The organism is Haloarchaeobius marinus (genome assembly GCF_051207415.1).
Classification (GTDB): Archaea; Halobacteriota; Halobacteria; order Halobacteriales; family Natrialbaceae; genus Haloarchaeobius.
In genome coordinates this window covers 365284-384743 of the sequence record NZ_JBPKGD010000003.1, presented here as the reverse complement: position 1 = coordinate 384743, position 19460 = coordinate 365284, and the positions used below count along the sequence as shown (strand labels likewise).

The window sequence follows — 19460 nt, the reverse complement described above, 5'->3', positions numbered from 1 at the left end:
GACCTGACCGGCGTCTGCAGGACCGATTCCCCTTTAATGTCGGAGCGACACGCTTCCCGCATGGAACGATTCGGGGAGGTGTCCGACCAGTACGACCCGGACGGGGTCGAGGATCGCATCTTCGACCACTGGGACGAGGTGGACGCCTACGAGCAAACGAAGCAACACCGAGCCGACGGCGAACCGTTCTTCTTCGTCGACGGCCCGCCGTACACCTCCGGGTCGGCGCACATGGGAACGACCTGGAACAAGTCCCTGAAGGACGCGTTCATCCGCTTCTACCGGATGCAGGGCTACGACGTGACCGACCGCCCCGGCTACGACATGCACGGGTTGCCCATCGAGACGCGCGTCGAGGGCGAACTCGGCTTCGAGAACAAGAAGGACATCGAGGAGTACGGCGTCGAGAACTTCATCGAGGCCTGCAAGGAGTACGCCGACGAGCAACTCGAGGGCCTCCAGAGCGACTTCCAGTCCTTCGGCGTCTGGATGGACTGGGACGACCCCTACAAGACCGTCTCCCCCGAGTACATGGAGGCGGCCTGGTGGGGGTTCAAGCGCGCACACGAGCGCGACCTCGTCGAGCGCGGGATGCGCTCGATCAACCAGTGCCCGCGGTGTGAGACCGCCATCGCCAACAACGAGGTCGAGTACCACGACGTCGCCAAACCCTCCATCTACGTCAAGTTCCCCCTGCAGGGTCGCGAGGGCAACCTCGTCATCTGGACGACGACCCCGTGGACCATCGTCGCCAACACGTTCGTCGCGGTCGACGCCGACCTGACCTACCAGGCCGTCGACGCCACGAAGGACGGCGAGACGGAACGCCTCTACGTCGCGAAGGAGTGCGTCGACGACGTACTCGATGCCGGCGGGTACGACGACTACGAGGTCGTCGAGGAACTGGCCGGCGAGGACCTCGTCGGCTGGCAGTACGACCACCCGCTGGCCGAGGAGGTCCCCGACCACGCCAGCGGCGAGGGTGCCGGGCAGGTCTACACCGCCGACTACGTCGAGGCCGACCGGACCGGGATGGTCCACTCCGCGCCCGGCCACGGTGAGGAGGACTTCGAGCGCGGTACCGAACTCGGACTGGACATCTTCTGCCCCGTCGGTCCCGACGGCGTCTACACGGCAGAGGGCGGTACGTACGCCGGCACGTTCGTCCGCGACGCCAACGCCGACGTCATCGACGACCTGGCGGACCACGGCCTCCTGCTCGCCAGCGAGGAGGGCCACACCGTCCGCGAGGGGCAGTGCTGGCGCTGTGACACGGACATCGTCCGCATCGTCACGGACCAGTGGTTCATCACGGTCACCGACGTCAAGGACGAACTCCTCGCGAACATAGAGGACAGCAAGTGGAACCCGCCGGAGGCACGGGACAACCGGTTCCGAGACTTCGTCGAGGACTCCCCGGACTGGAACGTCTCCCGCCAGCGCTACTGGGGCATCCCCATCCCCATCTGGCTCTGCGACGACGAGGACTGCGACCACCTCAACGTCGTCGGCACGCGCGACGAACTCGCAGAGCGCGTCGACCAGGACGTCGACCCCGGCGCGGTCGACCTGCACAAGCCGACGGTCGACCCGCTGACGATGGACTGTGCCGGCTGTGGCGCGACGGCCGAACGCGTCACCGACGTCTTCGACGTCTGGCTGGACTCCTCCGTCGCCTCGTGGGGGACGCTCGACTACCCCGAGAACGAGGCGGCCTTCGAGGAACTCTGGCCCGCCGACCTCATCATGGAGGCCCACGACCAGACCCGTGGCTGGTTCTGGTCGCAACTCGGCATGGGAACCGCCGCCCTCGGCGAGATTCCCTACAGGGAGGTGCTGATGCACGGGTGGGCCCTGATGCCCGACGGCCGCACGATGTCGAAGTCGAAGGACATCCTCATCGACCCGAAGGAGGTCATCGACGAGTACGGCGTCGACCCGATGCGACTGTTCCTGCTCTCGCGGAACCCACAGGAGGAGGACATGCGCTTCTCCTGGGACGAGATGGAGAACATGACCCGGGACCTGAACATCCTCTGGAACGTGTTCCGGTTCCCGCTCCCGTACATGCGAATGGACGGGTTCTCCCCCGGGTCGGTCGACGTGACCGACGTGGAGACCGAACTCGTCGACGAGTGGGTACTCGCCCGACTCCAGACCGTCACGGCCGAGATGACCGAGCAGTGGCTCGAACACCGGCGCCCGGACCGGGCGCTCGACGCCCTCCTCTCGTTCGTCGTCGAGGACGTCTCCCGGTTCTACATCCAGGTCGTCCGCGAACGCATGTGGGAAGAGGAAGATAGCCCGTCGAAGGAGGCGGCCTACGCCACCTTCTACGCAGTGCTGACCGACGTCGTCGCCCTGCTCGCCCCCTACGCGCCGTTCGTCAGCGACGAGATATACAACACGCTGACCGGGGACGACGGCTTCGACACGGTGCACATGCGCGACTGGCCCGAGGTCGACGAGTTCTGGGTCGACGAGGAACTCGAACGCGACGTCGAACTGCTCCGGGCGGCCGAGGAGGCGGGGTCGAACGCCCGCCAGCAGGCCGACCGGAAGCTCCGCTGGCCCGTCCAGCGCATCGTCGTCGCGCCGACGGACGAGCGCGACTACGAGGCGGTCGAACGCCACCGCGACCTGCTCGCCGACCGACTGAACGCCCGCGAGGTCGAACTCGTCGCGCCGGAGGAGAGCTGGGGCGAACTCGCCTACGCCGCCCGCGCCGACATGGGCGAACTCGGTCCCGCCTTCGGTGACCGGGCGCCCGAGGTCATGAACGCGCTCAACGAGGCCCGCCTCGACGAACCGGACCTCGACGCCCTGCGCGAGGCCGTCGGCGAACCCGACCTGACCGAGGCGATGGTCGAGTTCGTCACCGAGACGCCGGAGGGCGTCACCGGCAGTCACTTCAGCGTCTCGGGCGACGAACGGGGCGTCGTCTACGTCGACGCCACGCTCACCGAGGACATCGAGAGCGAGGGCTACGCCCGCGAGGTCATCCGTCGCGTCCAGGAGATGCGCAAGGACCTCGACCTCGACATCGAGGCCGAGATTCGCCTCGACCTGACCGTCGCCGACGACCGGGTCGCCGACCTCGTGCGCCGGCACGAGGACCTCATCGCCGAGGAGGTCCGTGCCACCGAGTTCGCGACCGTCGAGGACGGACTCCGCAAGGAGTGGGACGTCGAGGGCGTCACGATGACCATCGGCGTCGAACCGGTCGCCGAGGCGACCGCCGACGACTGAGCCAGCACAAGGCACATTTCGTAGCCGACCGTCTATAGGGTCGATGCACCGACGGTTCGCACTCGTCACGCTCCTCCTCCTGTCGCTCGTCGCCGGGCCGGCAGCGACTCCGGCCGTCGCGGACGCGGGAGCGTCCCCGGTCGCGTCCGACGCCCCGCACGTACAGTCCGCCTCGGAGCCGCTGGCGGCCGACGTCGCCACGGGTCAGGCCGCCAGTGATTCCGCACCCGACGACCCGTCCCCGGTCGCGTCGCTCCCGGCCGACGGGGCGGAGGGCGCGGAGGCGTCCGAGCTGACGCGGACGCTCTCGCTACGCCTGACGCCCGGTACGCCCGGGGAACTCGAGGCCGAGGTCAGGTTCGACGTCCCGGACGAGGTGACCGACGTCACGCTCACCATCCAGTCGAACGCCGACGTGACCGACACGACGAACTTCGAGCGGACGGGCGAGCAACAGTACGAGTGGAACGGCACCGGCGACACCGCGTCGGTGACGTTCACCTACGCGGTGAACGAGACGCGAGACACCGGTCGCCGGGCCGGGACGGCCGCCCAGGCGGACGCGGTCGAACCCTACTCGTTCGTCGACACCGGCGACTGGGCGCTCGCCCGGGTCGCCCGTCTCGGCACCTCGTGGCGGTGGGTCGGCACCGGCGACGTCGTCCTCGACGAACGCGTCGAGGTCGAGGGCGAGGGGACGACTGGCGGGTACATGGCCTACCTCGGGCCGATGGAAACGTACACGCGGACCGTCAGGAACCAGGAGATCCGACTCGTCGTCCCGGAGGCTGCGACCCTGCGCGAGTCGCCGGCGGCGATACTCGACTCCGTCGGGAACGCGAGCGAGCAACTGCGACTCGGCGAGCGCGACGAGCGAGTCATGCTCGTCGCGGCCCCGACGACCCTCGACTGGTCGTCCGCCGGTCTCCAGTACGGCGACACGGACGCCTGGGTCGTCGCGAACGCGCGACTCGACACGGCGAACAACGTCTGGGTCCACGAGTACGTCCACACCCGCCAGGAGTTCACGGCGAACAGTTCGAGTCGCTGGCTCGTCGAGGGGTCGGCGGACTACTACGCCGCCCTGTTCACTTACCAGCAGGGCCGCATCGGGTTCGAGGCGTTCCAGGAGAAACTCGGCCGAGGACTGTCGGACCCGCAGGCGACGGCAGTCATGTCCGACCCGACGACCTGGAGCAACCAGGCGAACTACCTGAAGGGGGCGCTCGTCGCCGGTGCCATCGACAGGGAGGTCCGTGCGGACACCGACGGCGGGGCGTCGCTCCAGACGGTCATCAGACGGTTCAACGACGACGGGACCACCATCGACAACGCCGACGTCCTCTCGGCCGTCGAGTCGGTCGCCTCGACGAACGCGAGCGCCTACGCCGAGCAGTACACCACGAGTTCGTCCGTCCCGTCGACGTGGTCGCGCTCGACGCACACGGACCTGTTCGGGCCGATACCGGCGGCGTTCGACTACGAGATACCCGCGGACGGCGTCGGCGTCACCGGCGAGTACCGGAACGGGAGCATCGGTCGGTGGCAAGCCAGCAGCGACGACGGGCCGATACAGCTCGCCGTCGGTGAACGCCTGGAGGTGACCGTCGCCGTCGAGAACATCGGCGGAACCGACGGCGAGTACGACGCGTCGTTCAAGGTCGACGGGACCGTCGAGAACTGGACCTCGGGCACCCTCACCCCCAGCGAGCGGACGACGCTCTCGTTCGCCCACCGGTTCGACGACCCCGGGAACTACACGGTGACCGTCGGCGACCGGGAACTGGCGGTCCAGGTGCAGGAACCGGCCGACCCACGGGTGACCGGACTCGACGCGCCGGCCGAGGTGGCGGTCGGAGAACCGTTCACCGTCGAGACGGCGGTCGACAACGAGGCGGCGTGGCCGGCGGCGGGCGAGGTCGTCATGTCGCTCGACGGCGAGACCATGCTGACCGAGAACGTCCGTCTCCCACCCCGGAGCAGACTGACCTACACCGGGCGCGTGACGGTCGCGGAACCCGGCGTCCACACCATCCAGGTCGGGAACCGGAGCGTGACCGTCGAAGCCGTCGACCCCGACGCCGGGTCGGAACAGCAGGTCGACCGCAGCGACGGCACCGGTCGAACCGGAGGTTCGGGGCCGGTGCCGGTCCCCGGGTTCGGCGCAGCGACGGCACTACTCGCGCTCGCACTCGCACTCGGGGTCCTCGGCGGCGGCGTACTCGTGCGTCGCTAGACGAACTCGACGGTCAACTCGCAGTGGTCGGCACCGTCGTGCGTACAGGCCCGTTCCGTGACCCGGGCCTCCGTCTCGAACTCGGTGGCGACGCCCTCGACGACCCCTTCCAGGAGGTCACAGAGCCCCAGGTCGGACTGGTACTCGAGGACGCACTCGTCGTCGTCGACGCGTTCGGCCGAGATGGTCGGGTACGACGGGTCGTCGCTCTCGGCCTCTATCTGCGAGTAGATGGCGTGGAGGTTGGACACCACCTCACGGGCACCCCACCCGGACTTGACGTGGGCCTTGAACGTGTCGAGTAGGTCGGGCGCGAGGTGCCCGCCAACGTCCCGTTCGACGGCGGCCTCGGTCCGGCCCGTCTCCTCGGCCAGCACTGTCACGACCCCGGTGTACTCCTCGTCCGGATATCGCGTCACCGGCAGGTAGAGCTTCGGCTCGATGCCAGCCCCCGCCAGGACGTCGTCCCACGTCGTTCGTTCGACCCGTTCCCCTACGTACTGTTTGAGTGATTTGTGCAGTAGCCCGTGCATTGCCTGTCCCCACGTCCGCGTGTGCGGTCACGTACCAACACCGAGTCGAGGTATAAAGAAACCATGTTCCTATTCCGACAGCTCTGCGGCGACGACCGGGGCGACGGAGACGGAACTGACCGGTCGTTCGAGCGTGTCGGTCCCGAAGACCGCTTCGACGCCCGCCCGGGCGAGTTTCGTCCTGGCGTTGCGTGCCAGCAACGGATGCACCGTCGCGACGAAGACCCGCGAGGCGTCGCGGTCGTTGAGGACGGCGATGGCCTCGCTCATGGTCGACCCGGTGGCGACGATGTCGTCGACGACGACGACGTCACGGCCGCCGACGCTCGCGTCGCTCGGGGATATCTCGACCTCGGTGCCGGAGTGGCGCGTCTTCTCGAAGTAGTCCGTCTCGCCGACCCCGTAGGCGTCCCGGACGGTGTCGGCGAGGTCACAGGCGCCCTCGTCGGGGGCGAGAAAGAGCGGGTCCGTCAGGTCCGCCGGGAGGGGTTCTGCGAGTCGCCCGGCGGCGTCGAGGGCGGTGGCGGTCGGGTCGAAGAACTCGCAGACTGCGGCCTCGTGCGGGTTGACCGTGACGACGCGGTCGGCGTTCGCCGAGATGGCGCGGGCGACGGCCCGCGAGGAGACGGGTTCGCCGGGGGTGAACACCCTGTCCTGCCGGGCGTAGCCCATGTACGGCAGGACGGTGACGACCTCGCGTGCGCCGGCCTCGCGGGCGGCGTCCTGCAACTGGAGCAGTTCGAGGTGGGCGTCGCTGGTCGTCGTCGACGCGACGACGACGGCCCGCCCGGGCGAGACGTCCCCGATGCGGGCCATCACCTCGCCGTCGGGGAAGCGCTCGAACTCGACCGGCGCGAGGTCCTCGCCGAGTTCGGCCGCGAGTTCGGCCGCCAGCGACTGGGAGGCCGAGCCTGGGAGTATCATGTGCGTTGGGTCACTCGCCGGGGTTATTCCAGTTTCGTTACGTCGCGTCGGTGGGGCAGGCCGTGGGCGGGTCTCGGTGTCACGGCAGTCGTACTCGACCAGTACCGAACGTGGCCGTTCCGGACGGTCGATCGTTACCGCGGCCCCGCGACCGCGACCACGTCGGGCATCCCGAGCAACTGGTGACGCCAGCCGTCCGGCGCCTCGGCGAAGAACCGGCCGTCCGAACCGACCGCGTAGGTCGTGTCGCCGTAGGTCACGCCGACGAACGTGGCGTCGGGCTGGTTCGGGTGGACCTCCCAGCCGTCGTCGGTCAGTCGGTAGAGGTCGCCGTCGCCGACGGCGTGCCCCCGGTCGCCGTCGCTGGCGACGAGCGTGAAGTCCCCGTCGGCGTCGTCCATCCAGCCGTTGCCGAGGTGGTAGAGGCCGGCGGCGGTCGCGGCCCGCGGGATGCCGGCGGTCGCCACGTCCCGCACGTCGTCGAGGCCGGCGTGGGTGAGGCCGTCGTCGGTGGCCCGGTAGACGCCGTCGTCCGCGGCGACCAGGTCGCCGTCGATGGCGCGAACCGCGCCCGCACAGGTTCCCAGCGCTCGCCACTCGCCGTCCTCGTATCGGGCGACGCGACCGTCATCGTCGGCCGCGAGGAGGCCGTCCGCCGAGAGGTCGACCGCGACCGCCGACCCGAAGCCCGTCCCATCGAACGACTCCGGTCCGACGAGCACGTCCTCGTCCGTCGCGACGGCGACCGCCCCCTCGTCGGCCGCCACGTCGCGGGCCGTACAGCGTGCGACGAGTTCGAAGCCGCCGACGCGCTCGTCGACCACGTTCACGGCGACGACGCCGACGCCCGAGGCGACGTACACCGTCGTCTCGCGCTGGTCGCCCTCGTAGACGCGCTTCTCGTCGAGACTGATGTCCTTCTCGGCGCTCATGCTGGACGATGGGTCGTCAGGGGTGGAAAACCATGTGGTCCGCTCGTGGCCAGTTCGGAACCCCTTTGATGCCGCCACACCCAGACTCACCCGAATGAAAGTATTCGGCTCCAGCGGGACGCGTGGCGTCGCCAACGAGGCGCTGACGCCGACGTTCGTCCTGCGCGTCGCGAAGGCGGCCGGCACCGCGTGGGGGGTCGACCGCGTCGCCATCGCCAGGGACACGCGGGCGACTGGGGAGATGCTGGCGGACGCTGCGGCCGCCGGCCTCGCGAGTGTGGGCGTGGACGTCGACCGACTGGGGGTCGTCCCGACGCCGGGGGTGCAGGTGTACGCAGAGTCGGAGGGCGTCCCGGCCGTCGTCATCACCGCGAGCCACAACCCGCCGGAGTACAACGGCGTGAAACTCGTCGGCTCCGACGGCGTCGAACTCGCCGTCTCGGACCTCGAACGCGTCGAGGACATCTTCCTCGCCGAGACGTTCGAACCGGTCGAGTGGAACGCGGTCGGGACGTCGACGCGCGTCGAGGACGCCCCGGGCGCCTACGTCGAGCAGTTGCTCGACGCCGTCGACAGGGAGCGCATCGCCGACGCCGACCTGACGGTCGCGCTCGACCCCGGCCACGGCGCGGGTTCGCTCACCTCCCCCGAGTTCTTCCGCCGACTGGGCTGTCGCGTCGTCACCGTCAACGCACAACCCGACGGCCACTTCCCCGGCCGCGACCCCGAACCGGTCCCGGAGAACCTCGACGACCTCGGCGACCTCGTCCGCGCGACGGACGCCGACGTGGGCATCGCCCACGACGGCGACGCCGACCGCGCCATCTTCTACGACGAGACCGGCGAGTACGTCGAGGGCGACGCCACGCTGGCCGCACTCGCCGAGGCCGAACTCGAAGCGGGCGACACGACCGTCTCCGCGGTCAACGTCTCCCAGCGCCTCGTCGACGTGGCCGACGCGGCCGGTGCGACGCTCGAACTCACGCCCATCGGGTCGACGAACATCATCACCCGGGTCCGGGAACTCGTCGACGAGGGCAAGCACGTCCCCATCGCCGGCGAGGGCAACGGCGGGGTGTTCTTCCCCGACTACCGACTCGCCCGCGACGGCGCGTACGTCGGCGCACGCTTCCTCGAACTGCTCGCCGACGCGCCCGCGAGCGAGGTCGTCGAACCGTACGGCGGCTACACGAACGTCCGACGGAACGTCGGGTACGACGCCGAGGCCGAGCGCTCGGCGATGCTCGACGCCGCGAGGGAACGTGCCGAGGTCTCCGACGCAGCACTCGACACGAAGGACGGCTTCCGTCTCGACTACGGCGACGCGTGGGTGCTCGCGCGCCCGTCGGGGACGGAACCGCTCGTGCGCGTCTACGCCGAGGCCCGGGAGGCAGCGCGGGCGAACGACCTCGCCGACGAGATGTACGACGCGCTCGTCGAGGCGAGGGAGTCGGTCTGAGCACCCGAAAATATCACCGGACCGACGACCGGTCTACCACCAGTCGTCCCACCAGTCGTCGGCGTCGGCGTCCTGCTGAGTCACGTCCACGTCGACGGTACCCTGGAGTTCGAGGTCCGAGAGCCGTCCCTCGTAGCGGAACTCGGTCCGTCCGAGGACCCGCGTCTCGACGACCCGGTTCGGCGGGTATCGCTCGACCCTGGTGCCACGCCGCCCGATGGACCGGCCGGTGAACCGGACGCGGAACCGGGCGTTGTCGTCGTTCGAGGTCAACAGGAGTCTGCTCGGGCCGGCGCGGTCGCCGTCGTGGTCGTCGCCGTCGTCGCCGTTGTCGGCGTAGTCCCTGGGGTCGATCTCCCGCCCGTCGAGGGTGATCCGGGGCGGTCTGTCGCAGTCCCAGCGTATCCGGGTGATGGGTCCGTCGATGCGGAACTTGTCGCTCCCGTGGGGGTCCGTCACGCTGACTATCTTCCCGTCGACGGCCGAGTCGCGGCCGGCGTAGTGTCGCCCGTCGTCGAGCGACACGTCGCCGTCGACCCAGACCTCGGTCCGACAGACCTTGTCGGTCCGGTTCTCGATGACGAGTCGTCGTTCCGGCGTGTCTATCGCTCGCCCACCGTCGGCAGCGATGGTACCTGTTCCGAGTCCGAGTGCTCCGACCGCTCCGGCCAACTTGAGTGCTGTTCTGCGAAGCATATCTAGAGGTACGCTCAGCCGATATGAAGCCATTATTACCAGTCGTTGCCCACGTGTGTACTGTTTCGAGGACGGTCGGATGGGGGTAAAACCGATAGACTGAGAGTGACTAGCTCGCGACGTCGTCGAGGACGCTCTCGACGTCGGCCCGTTCTGCTCTGCGTTCTGTCAGTTCCTCGGCGACCGCACCGGACGCCAGTCGGGAGCGCTGGTCGTCGTCCAGTTCCGACAGGGCGACGGCCGCGTTCTGCAGACGCTCGTAGTCGTCGCGCCACGTCAACTCCCGCACCGCACGCAGGGTCGCGACCAGGACCTCGCCAGCGATGCGCGAGACGAGCGTCATGCGCTCCTCACAGCGCCGCCGGAGTTCGGCGGCCGGCCCGGGCGGCCACCCCAACTGGAGCGCCGACCCGTCGAGTCGGTCGAGGTAGGTCTGGCGGGTCGCGACGGCCCGCTTGAGCGCCGGTGCGTCGTCGACGTAGTGGTCGAGCTTCGACGGCGAGTAGTCCGCGAGTTCGAGCAGGCGCGGCACCGTCTCCTCGCCCGCCGGGTGGGATTCGACGTACTCGACGAGGTCGGCCGGCGGTTCCGTCACGTCGACCAGCGGGTAGTGCGCCGCACTGGCCGCGAACTCCAGCAACTCGCGGGCGCTCGCATCGGTCCGGTACGACTCGAACGCACGCACGACGGCGTCGTCGTAGGCGGCGATGGGGTCGCGCAACTCCTCGACCGGCGCGTCGATGTCGGCCTCGCCGAGTTCGAGCAGTCGCTCGTGGGCCGCTATCTCGTCGTCCAGTTCGGCCAGTCGGCGCTTCGCCGCGCGCTCTGCGTCCGCGAGCTCCGAACGCGCCTCGCGCTCCCGGCGTCGGACCGCGACGAGTTCCTCGGCGGGAGCGAGGTCCTCCCGGGCCGCCGCGAAGTCCGACCCGGAGAGGCGTCGCTGGTCGACGGTCTCGAGGGCCGCCTCGAAGGCCGCCCGGCGCGGCAGGTCGTCGTCGAGTCCCTCGACCAGCGCGTCGAACTGCTCCTGGAACTGCACGTAGGCCTGGAAGTCGCCGGTCCCCGACGCCGGTTCCTCGTACCGGTCGAGCAGCGCCGTCGCCTCGTCGTAGGCCGACTCGACGTCGTCGAGGGCGTCCGCGCCGTGACTCTCGACCGCCGCCTCGGCCTCCTCGACGGCGGCTATCGCCTCCCGGAGTCGGTCGGCGACGTCACTCATAGACCTCGTCGGGGTCGAACACCCGTTCGCCGACCGTCTCGCCGTCGATGGTCCGGTAGAAACACGACCGGTAGCCGGTGTGGCACGCGCCGCCGGACTGTTCGACCCGGTACAGTACGGCGTCGCCGTCGCAGTCGACCCGGACCGAGTCGACGGCCTGCGTGTGGCCGCTGGTCGCGCCCTTCTCCCAGAGTTCGTCCCGGGACCGGGAGTAGTAGTGCGCCCGACCCGTCGACAGGGTGCGCTCGATTGCCGCCTCGGTGGCGTACGCGAGCATCAACACCTCCTCCGTCTCGACGTCCTGTGCCACGACCGGCACCAGGCCGTCGTCACCGAAATCGAGTTCCACGGCGTCGTCGCTCATGGCTGGAGGGTCGGCCGGTCCGGATATGGGTCTTTTCCTGCGAGGCCCGATTGTCACTCCCGGTGCAGTTCCGTCGAACCCATCACACTGCGAGACGTGCGCCCGCTATCCGGCAAGCCGGGCGTGGCGGACCCCCCGCTCGTGTACTACGGAGTGCTCCGCCGCACGGTCCGTCCGGTCTCGCTCGTGCCGACGACGAGGAGGAGGCCACCGACGACGGCGAGCACGAACGTCCTGGCCGTACCGGGCACTTCGCCTGCGAGACCGAGACCGACGACCACCCCGACGACGTAGCCGACCTGCACGAGAACGATGGCGCCCACGACCCGGCGACGGCGTCGGGCGGTGGCGTAGAGGCCGACGACTGCGGCCGTCTCGAGCGCAGCGTGGCTGGCGAGCGCTATCGAGGCGAGGCTTCCGACCGCCGCCCCCGCAGCGTACACCGTCCCCAGGACGAGACCCTCGAGTAGCCGGTGGGTGGAGACGGCCCCGAACGTGAGTTCTGCGTGGGTTCCACACCCGGGTCCCGAAGCCGTCTCGCCGACTTCGAACCACAGGGCACCCGTCGCCCCGACGGCCACCCCGACGGCCGCGACCCAGAGGTTCGCAGCTACCGATGACAGCAGACTCGCTACCCCGAGGCCCGCTATCAGGAGTCCGACGGCGATGCTCGACGGTCGATACGGCGGCTTCGGCGTCTCTCGGCCGTGGTGTCGAAGCGCCACGATACCCCCCAGGAGTCCGGTCAGAACGGGCAGTCCGAGCACAGCGAGGAACGAAGCGGTGGCGCCGCCGGGAACGAGGACGGTGTGTCCGGCCTCGTGAGCCCGCACCGTCGACGACGAGGCGACCAGTCCCGGGATGCCGACGCCGAGAGCGAGGAGCAGCGTGTGTCCGGCCGGCCGACCTGCTTCCCGGTCGTCCCGAACTCTGCTCTCACGCGGCGTCTCGTCCGTCATCTCCACGGGTTCGACACGAGGTCGGACTGGACGTCGGGGCCGACCTCGATTCGACAGTCCGTCCGGGGTTCTGCTATGCAGAGCAGTGCGTAGCCGCAGTCGAGGTGGTGCGGTCGCAGTCCGCTCGGTGGCCGGACGTGCTCGACGATTCCCTCGCGAACCCGGCCGGTGCAGGTCGTACACGCGCCGACGAGACAGCCGACGGGCAGAGCCACCGCCGCCGTCTCGGCCGCGTCGAGGACCGTCTCGTCCTCGCTCGCATGGACCGACTCGCGACGCCCGTCCCGTCGTTCTAGCGAGAGCGTGTAAGAGGGCGAGCGGTCGGACGACGCGTGGCCTCCCTCCTCGCTGGTGTCCCTCGGGTCACTGCCAGACATCGCTGGTACAGTCGCCGTCAGGCCACCGTATCTCGTGGGCACGCGCCGGCCCGTCGGGGAGGCCTCCGAAGTCCACGAGGAAGTCCTCGTCGAGCGTCATGGTCCCCGTTCGCGGGTTCACGTCCGCCTTGAGCATCACGGACCCGCGCTCCTTCTCGTCGGGGAAGAACCCGTCGTCCCAGGTCGAGTACAGAGACGAGGTCCAGTAGAGACGCTCGCCGTCGAGCGAGAGCTGGAGCATCTGCGGTCCGGCGACGAGTTCGCGGCCCTGCACCTCCCGGACGTCGCCGTAGTAGCCGCCGACGGAGATGGTGTCGACCTCCCTGGGGGCGGCGGGGTCGCTGATGTCGTACATCCAGACGTCCCCGTGGAGCCAGTTGGTCCCGAACAGGTACCGGTCGTCCATCGAGACCAGGATGTCGGTGGGCAACGCCGGAACGGGCACGTCCCAGTCGTCGTGTTCGCGCGCCTCGAAGTCGATGACCTTCCGGGCGCGGTACTCGCCGTCGTCCTCGAAGAAGTGGAAGATGTTCGAGGAGAGGGCCGCGTTGACGTAGCCGTGGGTGGACTCCGGACTGTGGAGGAACCGCGTCTCGAGCGGGACCATACCCTCCTCCCCGAGGTCGATCGTCTGCTCGACGGTGCCATCGGTCCAGTTCCAGAAGTGGAGCCGGTGGCCGTACTTCCCGGCCTCGACGTCCTCCATGAAGAAGCCGGGCTGGTAGGTCGACGGCGCCGCCCACTCCGAGGAGACCATCACGTCCTGGCGAGGCTGGTACCAGAAGTCGTAGTTGAGCTTTATCTCGCCCGGCGGGTCCCAGCGCCCCTCGACCTCGAAATCGTGGTTCAACTGGAGGAACCCGCCGGGGAGGTCGCCGTCCGCGTTGCCGGTCATGCTGATGACTATCTTGCCGTCGGGGACACAGTGGACGGTGTGCGGCCCCGAGAGGTCGTACTCGCGGACCGCCTCCGGTTCGACGACCGTCGTGAGCTCCGGCCGTCGCCTGTTCTGCGTGTCCACGACGTGAATCTGTCCGGACCGGTTCCCCGGGACGACCAGGTGGCGTCGCTCCAGCCCGTCGACGTGACACGACGACGAGCAGGCGTTCCAGCCGAAGTGGTGGAGTTCGTCGCCCCTGTTCGGCATCTCGACGCGCTCGATGACCTCGGCGTACGTCGACGAATCCGGGTCGAGGTCCACGACGCCGACGAAGTCCGGTGCGTCGACGTCGCTACCGGTGTACAGTCCGACGACGTAGGCGACGTCTTCCGGGGTCGATTCTTCGATGGCGGCCTGGGGCGTCGCATAGCCGGGGCCGTCGATTCCGTGCTCGTGTCCTTCGTGGTCTGTTGCCATGTGTATCTCTCCTGCACGTACCAGTCTCGCCGAGAACCCGATATACACTCGCGGCGGGAGTCTCGCACGGTGTGGGAGTCGCTCAGAGGGTGAGCGCCGAACCGAGAGTCGCTCGGTCGACGAACGAACCCGTCGGTTCCGTCCTCGACGTGACGGCGAGGACTGCCCTCCCGGGTACGACCGACGTTCCCCATCGCTCGTAGTAGCACTGGAATACGAACCTCGTAGCGTGGAACGCGGGAGCAACCGACGGGTCGACACCGACCGGCGTACGGAGACGGCCGTACGACCGGCTTCACGACGACGCGCGAACAGCTCAGCCAATCGGTCTGAACGCACGCCACACGACACGGGGCCGCAGCAGTGCGGTCGGGGGACGCTCCATCACGATGGTCTGATAGAGCGCGTGCCGTAACTCGCCGTCGGTGTGTGCCTTGCGGGTCACCCGGGACAGATACCGTCTGAAGAGACCGGCACCGCGAGGTCTGGAACCCGTGGTTTCGGAGAACCCGAAGTCGGCACCGACCGCCATCGTCCACGCGACGTCGACCACCTCCCCGGCGCGTTCGAAGAAGCGGGGTGCAAGCTCCTCTTGGTCGGCCGAACCGAGCGTGTGGTGAAGCACGAGCGCCTCGAGAGCGGCGACGGACATCCCCTGGGCGTATATCGGGTTGAAGCTCGCGATGGCATCGCCGACGACGAGCAGGCCGGCGGGGAATCTCTCGAGGTCCTCGTACCGGTACCGGCGGTTGGACGGAATCGGATAGTACTCGACGTCCGCAGTCCCCAGCGAACCGGCATCGAGCAGGTCCCGCAACTCGGGGGTCGGAAGGCTCGCCGCGAACTCCGCGAAGCCATCGGGGTCCGTCGGAGGGTGGTCGCCGTGCATCCCGTGGACGTTCACCAGCCAGCGGTCGCCCTCGATGGGGAACGCAGCGCCACCCCGGGTGCGGGGCGGCGAGACCGGCACGTACAGTACCCGACGGTCGGCGGGCGGTCGCTCGACGACGGTGCTGCTGTAGGCCAGGTCGATGTGTACCTCGTCGAGGTAGGGAGGCGTGTAGCCGTGGTCCGCCAGCCAGTTCGGGGTCCGACTGGTCCGACCGGTGGCGTCGACGACCAGGTCAGCACGGACCTCTTCCGTACCGGAGTCGGTACGACGGACTACCACGCCCTCCACGGTCGTCGCTGCGTCGTCGACCAGATAGTCGACGAACTGACAGCACGAGCGCAGTCGCACGCCGTCGAGGGCGGCGACGCGCCGCCGTACGACCGACTCGAGCAGCGGCCGACTGGCGAAGTACATGAGTTGCTGCGTCGGACCGTCGGCGACGAAATCTCCCTCGTCGAAGTATCTGAAATCGCTCGCCCCGTCCACGAGTAGCCCACCGGCAGATAGCAGGTCCTCCCCGAATCCGGGGAACAGATCTTCTATCGTCGCCCGTCCCGCCTCCAGCAACACGTGCGGCTGGCAGTCCTGCGGTACCCCGTCGCGTGGCTCTACCTCGTCGGGAAGCGCGTCTCGGTCGATGACCGTGACCGTCCCGAATCGGTCACTCAGCACGCGGGCCGCGAACAGGCCGGCCATGCTTCCACCGACCACGACTGCGTGGTCACCTATCTCGGTGTCTCGGCCGCCAGCATACCGCGGAACGGTCGCCAACGTCATCCCAGGTGCGACCTCCGACCGATGCACGGGTCGACAGTCTCCCAGGTGTGGTACTCGTTCGGGGTCGCCTCGGGGCCGACCGTCGCCGAGCTATCGTCCCGCCCCGCGGAGTCGGTCATCCGCAGCAGTTGGGAGCGGACTCCGTCCGTGGTTCCGGCGTTCGTTGCCTCACCGCTCGACGAGTGCCGTGGCCGCTTCGTCACTCGGGCCGCGATTCGGTGTCGCATGGGTCTCTCGGTTCGATGAACCCGCCCAGACGCAGTATAGACTCGCGCTGGGAACCTCCCGGGCCGTGGGCGGCACTCACGCCGTGAACAGGGACGGGTCGAGTCGCTTCCCCTCGCTGCGGAGTTCGTCGATCCTCGTCTCGGCCCACGAACGAACCACCTCGTCGTCGGTCTCGATCACGGCACGTGGTGCCCCCTCGCCACCCGACAGACACAGGAGTACCACGTCGTCGACGACGAACACGGTGGACGGGATGTCACCGTTGTACAGGTACACCTCGGACTGTTCGGTCTCGGCCATCTCTCGTGCCTGTTCGATCAACTGCGGGTCGGCTCCGAAGCTTTCGACCGCGCCCCCGTTGAGGACGCTCTCGAGTTCGAGGCGGCCATCGACGATGCCACGCCAGCACTCGCCCATGACGCCTGGCAGCACGGAGTACGTGATGAGTCGGACCTGGTCGGCCGTCCGGACCCGTTTCGAGATGTGGGCCGTCGGAGCGAGGGCGTTACTCCTGGTCGACCGGACGACCGTCGATCCGGCGAGGTTGCCCAGGTCGAAGCCGAACCCCTCCTCGGGGAACCACTCGGCGACCTCGTTGAGTGCGGGTACCGGCTCGAACCGTTCGAGGACGTGGTTTATCTCCCGCGAGACGTACGCGCCGAGTTGCGTCGTCTGGTACCGTCGGTCGTCTTCCCTGACCCAGCCACGTTCCACGAAATCGTCGAGGATACGCCCGAGGGTGGCTCGGGTCACGCCCGTCGAATCCTCGAGTTCGTATCGTCCTCTCGGCTCCCCGGAGAGCGCGTCGAGAACCCGAACCCTGTTCGGCGACCGCGAGAGGAACTCTATCTCCTCCAGTGGGGTCCCAGGGGCGTCGAAGGACGACATGTCGTATGTTACCATGTTTAGAGTGTTCCGATTTAGCCTTTCGGATGGCCCAGCAGCGAACTCACGACGGACTCACCGTTCGACGGGACGGTCTCGACGACCGGCGACCGACACCGACAAACCGTTCGCCGCGAAATCAGCGTCCGATGACCGACACCGTCCAGTGCTGGCTGGTCGAGCGCACCTTCGACGACAGGAACCTCGTCACGGTCGTCTACGCGACCGAAGACGGGCGTCGGTACCGACAGCAGGAACGGTCCGCGAACTCGCTCGCGCGCTCGCCGGTGCTGGCCGGGCGCGAGATTCCGGTCGACGACCTCGAGGAGACGCCGGACGAGGAGACGCGAGAACGGTACGCGACGGAGGCGACCCGGACCGCCGAGCAGTACGACGCGGACGAGGAGATATGACCGGCGTGACGTTATCCTAATTTTCCATACACTCTGTCCTGGTACTGGTGTTTTTTGAACGCTTTAACGCGTTTGCGGGCGTGATACTACCAGTCAATGCTAATATAAGTTCTCGGGAAGCGTACCTCTACGTATGACTTCCGCGATTCGACTCACCGGCGTGACGAAGCGATTCGGCGACGTCACAGCACTGCACGATGTCGACCTCACCGTGGAGGAGGGCGAGGTGTTCGGCTTCCTCGGCCCCAACGGGGCCGGGAAGTCGACTACCATCGACATGCTGCTGGACTTCGTCCGACCGTCGGCGGGCGAGATTCGCGTCCTGGGGATGGACCCACAGGAGGACAGCGTGGTGGTCCGCCAGCGAGTCGGCGTCCTCCCGGACAGCTACCACGTCTACGACCGACTCACCGGCCGCCAGCACGTCCAGTTCGCCATCGACTCAAAGGGCACGGACGACGACGCGATAGCCCTCCTGGAGCGCGTCGGCATCGCCGACAGCGCCGACCGCAAGGCTGGCGGCTACTCCAAGGGGATGACCCAGCGACTCGTCCTCGCGATGGCACTCGTCGGCGACCCGGACCTGCTCGTCCTCGACGAGCCGACGACCGGACTGGACCCGAACGGGGCCCGCGAGATGCGCGAGATAATCAGAGCCGAAGCCGCACGCGGCGCGACGGTGTTCTTCTCGTCGCACATCCTCGAGCAGGTGGAGGCGGTCTGTGACCGCGTCGGTATCCTCGACGACGGCGAACTCGTCGCCGTCGACACCATCGACAACCTGCGCGCCAGCATGGGCGAGGGTGCGACCCTCACGGTCACCGTCGACGCCGTGCCGACCGAGGCGACGCTCGACGCCGTCGAGGCAGTCCGGGGCGTCACCTCGGTCACCGCGGCCGGGACGGGTCTGACCGTCCACTGCGACACGTCCGCCAAGACCGCGGTGCTCGACGCCGTCGAGTCCTCGGGGCTCGTCGTCTCGGACTTCGCGACCGAGCAGACCTCGCTCGAGGACCTGTTCGTGCAGTACACGTCCGACGCCGACGCGCCGGCCGCCGACGCGGCCGCGGAGGTGGGACGATGACCTGGACTGCTGTCGCCCGGAAGGATTTCCAGGACGCCCGGCTCTCGCGGTCGCTCTGGCTCCTGTCGGCGCTGTTCGTCCTGTTCGCCGCCGGGATGGCGTGGGTCTACACCGAGTTCCAGACCCTCGGCAACGGGGACCCGGAGCTGACAGCGCTCGGGCTGTACGACTTCCTCGCGTCTTCGGCCACCCTGTTCGTCTCCATCACCGCGCTGGTGCTGGCGTACAAGTCTATCGCAGGTGAACGCGACTCCGGCAGCGCGAAGCTACTGCTGGGCCTGCCCCACTCGCGACTCGACGTCGTGGTCGGAAAGGTCGTCGGTCGGACCGCGACGCTCTCGGTCTCGATCGTCCTCGGGTTCGCCGTCGCACTCGGCGTCGTCGTGGCCCTGTACGACTCGTACTCGCTGGTCGACTACGCCCTGTTCGTCGGGGTGACACTGCTGTTCGCCCTGGTCTACGTCGGCATCATGGTCGGTATCTCCGCGAGCGTCTCGACCAGCAGCAAGGCATCGGCGCTCGCCTTCGGGACGTTCGTCGTCGTCGAACTGCTCTGGGGCGCGGTCGCCACCGCCGCGGTGTACGTCGCCAACGGCTTCGCGCTGCCGACGGCCCTCGCCGATTACCCGACCTGGTACTTCGGCATCGTGAGCCTCTCACCCAGCGCGGCCTACCAGTCGGCACTCGCGACCGTCCTCGACGGTGCGAACACCACCGGTGGCCTCGCGGGCGTCGAGGCGGTCTACCTCGAACCGTGGTTCGGCTTCGTCTGGTTGGCGCTGTGGCTGGCGGTCCCGCTGCTCGTCGGATACTGGCGGTTCGAGGCGGCCGACCTCTGACCGGGGGAAGACATTTACCCCGCGGCTGACACGTATC

At 68.5% G+C, this 19460-nt stretch carries 17 protein-coding genes; 6 read left to right on the top strand and 11 right to left on the bottom strand.

What is annotated here, in order from left to right; all coding sequences use genetic code 11:
• Nucleotides 1–60 precede the first annotated feature (60 nt).
• The gene (gene ileS, locus ACSC1W_RS13915) at nt 61–3249 is read left to right on the top strand and encodes an isoleucine--tRNA ligase (RefSeq protein ID WP_435348134.1); all 3189 of its coding nucleotides are present in this window, start codon (nt 61–63) and stop codon (nt 3247–3249) included.
• A gap of 43 nt (nt 3250–3292) precedes the next feature.
• Nucleotides 3293–5485: a CARDB domain-containing protein gene (locus ACSC1W_RS13910; protein ID WP_435348133.1), complete on the top strand. Its 2193-nt coding sequence runs from the start codon at nt 3293–3295 to the stop codon at nt 5483–5485.
• On the opposite strand, the gene ACSC1W_RS13905 is transcribed toward ACSC1W_RS13910, so the two are convergent.
• From ACSC1W_RS13905 to ACSC1W_RS13895, 3 genes are all read right to left on the bottom strand, one after another.
• Nucleotides 5482–6018, bottom strand: coding sequence for a heme NO-binding domain-containing protein (locus tag ACSC1W_RS13905; RefSeq protein WP_435348132.1), 537 nt, complete (start codon nt 6016–6018; stop codon nt 5482–5484). The two genes, ACSC1W_RS13910 and ACSC1W_RS13905, sit on opposite strands and share 4 nt — an antisense overlap.
• A 69-nt stretch (nt 6019–6087) precedes the next feature.
• Complete coding sequence (locus tag ACSC1W_RS13900; protein ID WP_435348131.1) at nt 6088–6942, bottom strand: ribose-phosphate diphosphokinase; 855 nt, start codon at nt 6940–6942, stop codon at nt 6088–6090.
• Between the two features lie 134 nt (nt 6943–7076).
• Nucleotides 7077–7874, bottom strand: a complete 798-nt coding sequence (locus ACSC1W_RS13895; RefSeq protein ID WP_435348130.1) for an HVO_0234 family beta-propeller protein — start codon at nt 7872–7874, stop codon at nt 7077–7079.
• 94 nt (nt 7875–7968) lie between these two features.
• Here ACSC1W_RS13895 and glmM point away from each other — a divergent pair, with 94 nt between their 5' ends.
• The gene (gene glmM, locus ACSC1W_RS13890) at nt 7969–9333 is read left to right on the top strand and encodes a phosphoglucosamine mutase (protein WP_435348129.1); all 1365 of its coding nucleotides are present in this window, start codon (nt 7969–7971) and stop codon (nt 9331–9333) included.
• Between the two features lie 33 nt (nt 9334–9366).
• On the opposite strand, the gene ACSC1W_RS13885 is transcribed toward glmM, so the two are convergent.
• The 8 genes from ACSC1W_RS13885 to ACSC1W_RS13850 all read right to left on the bottom strand — a co-directional run bounded on the left by ACSC1W_RS13885 (nt 9367) and on the right by ACSC1W_RS13850 (nt 17105).
• Nucleotides 9367–10029, bottom strand: a complete 663-nt coding sequence (locus ACSC1W_RS13885) for a hypothetical protein (protein WP_435348128.1) — start codon at nt 10027–10029, stop codon at nt 9367–9369.
• 109 nt (nt 10030–10138) lie between these two features.
• A complete protein-coding gene (locus ACSC1W_RS13880) occupies nt 10139–11248 on the bottom strand; it encodes a DUF7118 family protein (protein WP_435348127.1) in 1110 nt (369 codons plus the stop codon).
• The gene (gene hisI, locus ACSC1W_RS13875; RefSeq protein ID WP_435348126.1) at nt 11241–11612 is read right to left on the bottom strand and encodes a phosphoribosyl-AMP cyclohydrolase; all 372 of its coding nucleotides are present in this window, start codon (nt 11610–11612) and stop codon (nt 11241–11243) included. Before hisI ends, ACSC1W_RS13880 begins: the two co-directional genes overlap by 8 nt.
• A gap of 146 nt (nt 11613–11758) precedes the next feature.
• A complete protein-coding gene (locus ACSC1W_RS13870) occupies nt 11759–12571 on the bottom strand; it encodes a hypothetical protein (RefSeq protein WP_435348125.1) in 813 nt (270 codons plus the stop codon).
• Nucleotides 12568–12948 (bottom strand): 2Fe-2S iron-sulfur cluster-binding protein, encoded by a 381-nt coding sequence (locus ACSC1W_RS13865; RefSeq protein WP_435348124.1) that lies wholly within the window; start codon nt 12946–12948, stop codon nt 12568–12570. The genes ACSC1W_RS13870 and ACSC1W_RS13865 overlap by 4 nt, the downstream gene beginning before the upstream one ends.
• The gene (locus ACSC1W_RS13860) at nt 12935–14305 is read right to left on the bottom strand and encodes a selenium-binding protein SBP56-related protein (protein ID WP_435348123.1); all 1371 of its coding nucleotides are present in this window, start codon (nt 14303–14305) and stop codon (nt 12935–12937) included. The genes ACSC1W_RS13865 and ACSC1W_RS13860 overlap by 14 nt, the downstream gene beginning before the upstream one ends.
• Before the next feature lie 316 nt (nt 14306–14621).
• Nucleotides 14622–15974, bottom strand: coding sequence for an FAD-dependent oxidoreductase (locus ACSC1W_RS13855; protein WP_435348122.1), 1353 nt, complete (start codon nt 15972–15974; stop codon nt 14622–14624).
• Nucleotides 15975–16277: 303 nt separating this feature from the next.
• Nucleotides 16278–17105 carry a helix-turn-helix transcriptional regulator gene (locus ACSC1W_RS13850; protein ID WP_435348121.1) on the bottom strand — a complete coding sequence of 276 codons (828 nt, stop codon included), beginning with the start codon at nt 17103–17105 and terminating at the stop codon, nt 16278–16280.
• 131 nt (nt 17106–17236) lie between these two features.
• Here ACSC1W_RS13850 and ACSC1W_RS13845 point away from each other — a divergent pair, with 131 nt between their 5' ends.
• The 3 genes from ACSC1W_RS13845 (at nt 17237) to ACSC1W_RS13835 (ending at nt 19423) form a co-directional block, all read left to right on the top strand.
• The gene (locus tag ACSC1W_RS13845) at nt 17237–17500 is read left to right on the top strand and encodes a DUF7967 family protein (protein ID WP_435348120.1); all 264 of its coding nucleotides are present in this window, start codon (nt 17237–17239) and stop codon (nt 17498–17500) included.
• Nucleotides 17501–17633: 133 nt separating this feature from the next.
• The gene (locus tag ACSC1W_RS13840) at nt 17634–18584 is read left to right on the top strand and encodes an ABC transporter ATP-binding protein (RefSeq protein ID WP_435348119.1); all 951 of its coding nucleotides are present in this window, start codon (nt 17634–17636) and stop codon (nt 18582–18584) included.
• On the top strand, nt 18581–19423 hold the full coding sequence (locus ACSC1W_RS13835; protein ID WP_435348118.1) for an ABC transporter permease subunit: 843 nt from the start codon (nt 18581–18583) through the stop codon (nt 19421–19423). The genes ACSC1W_RS13840 and ACSC1W_RS13835 overlap by 4 nt, the downstream gene beginning before the upstream one ends.
• The last annotated feature ends 37 nt before the right edge of the window (nt 19424–19460 follow it).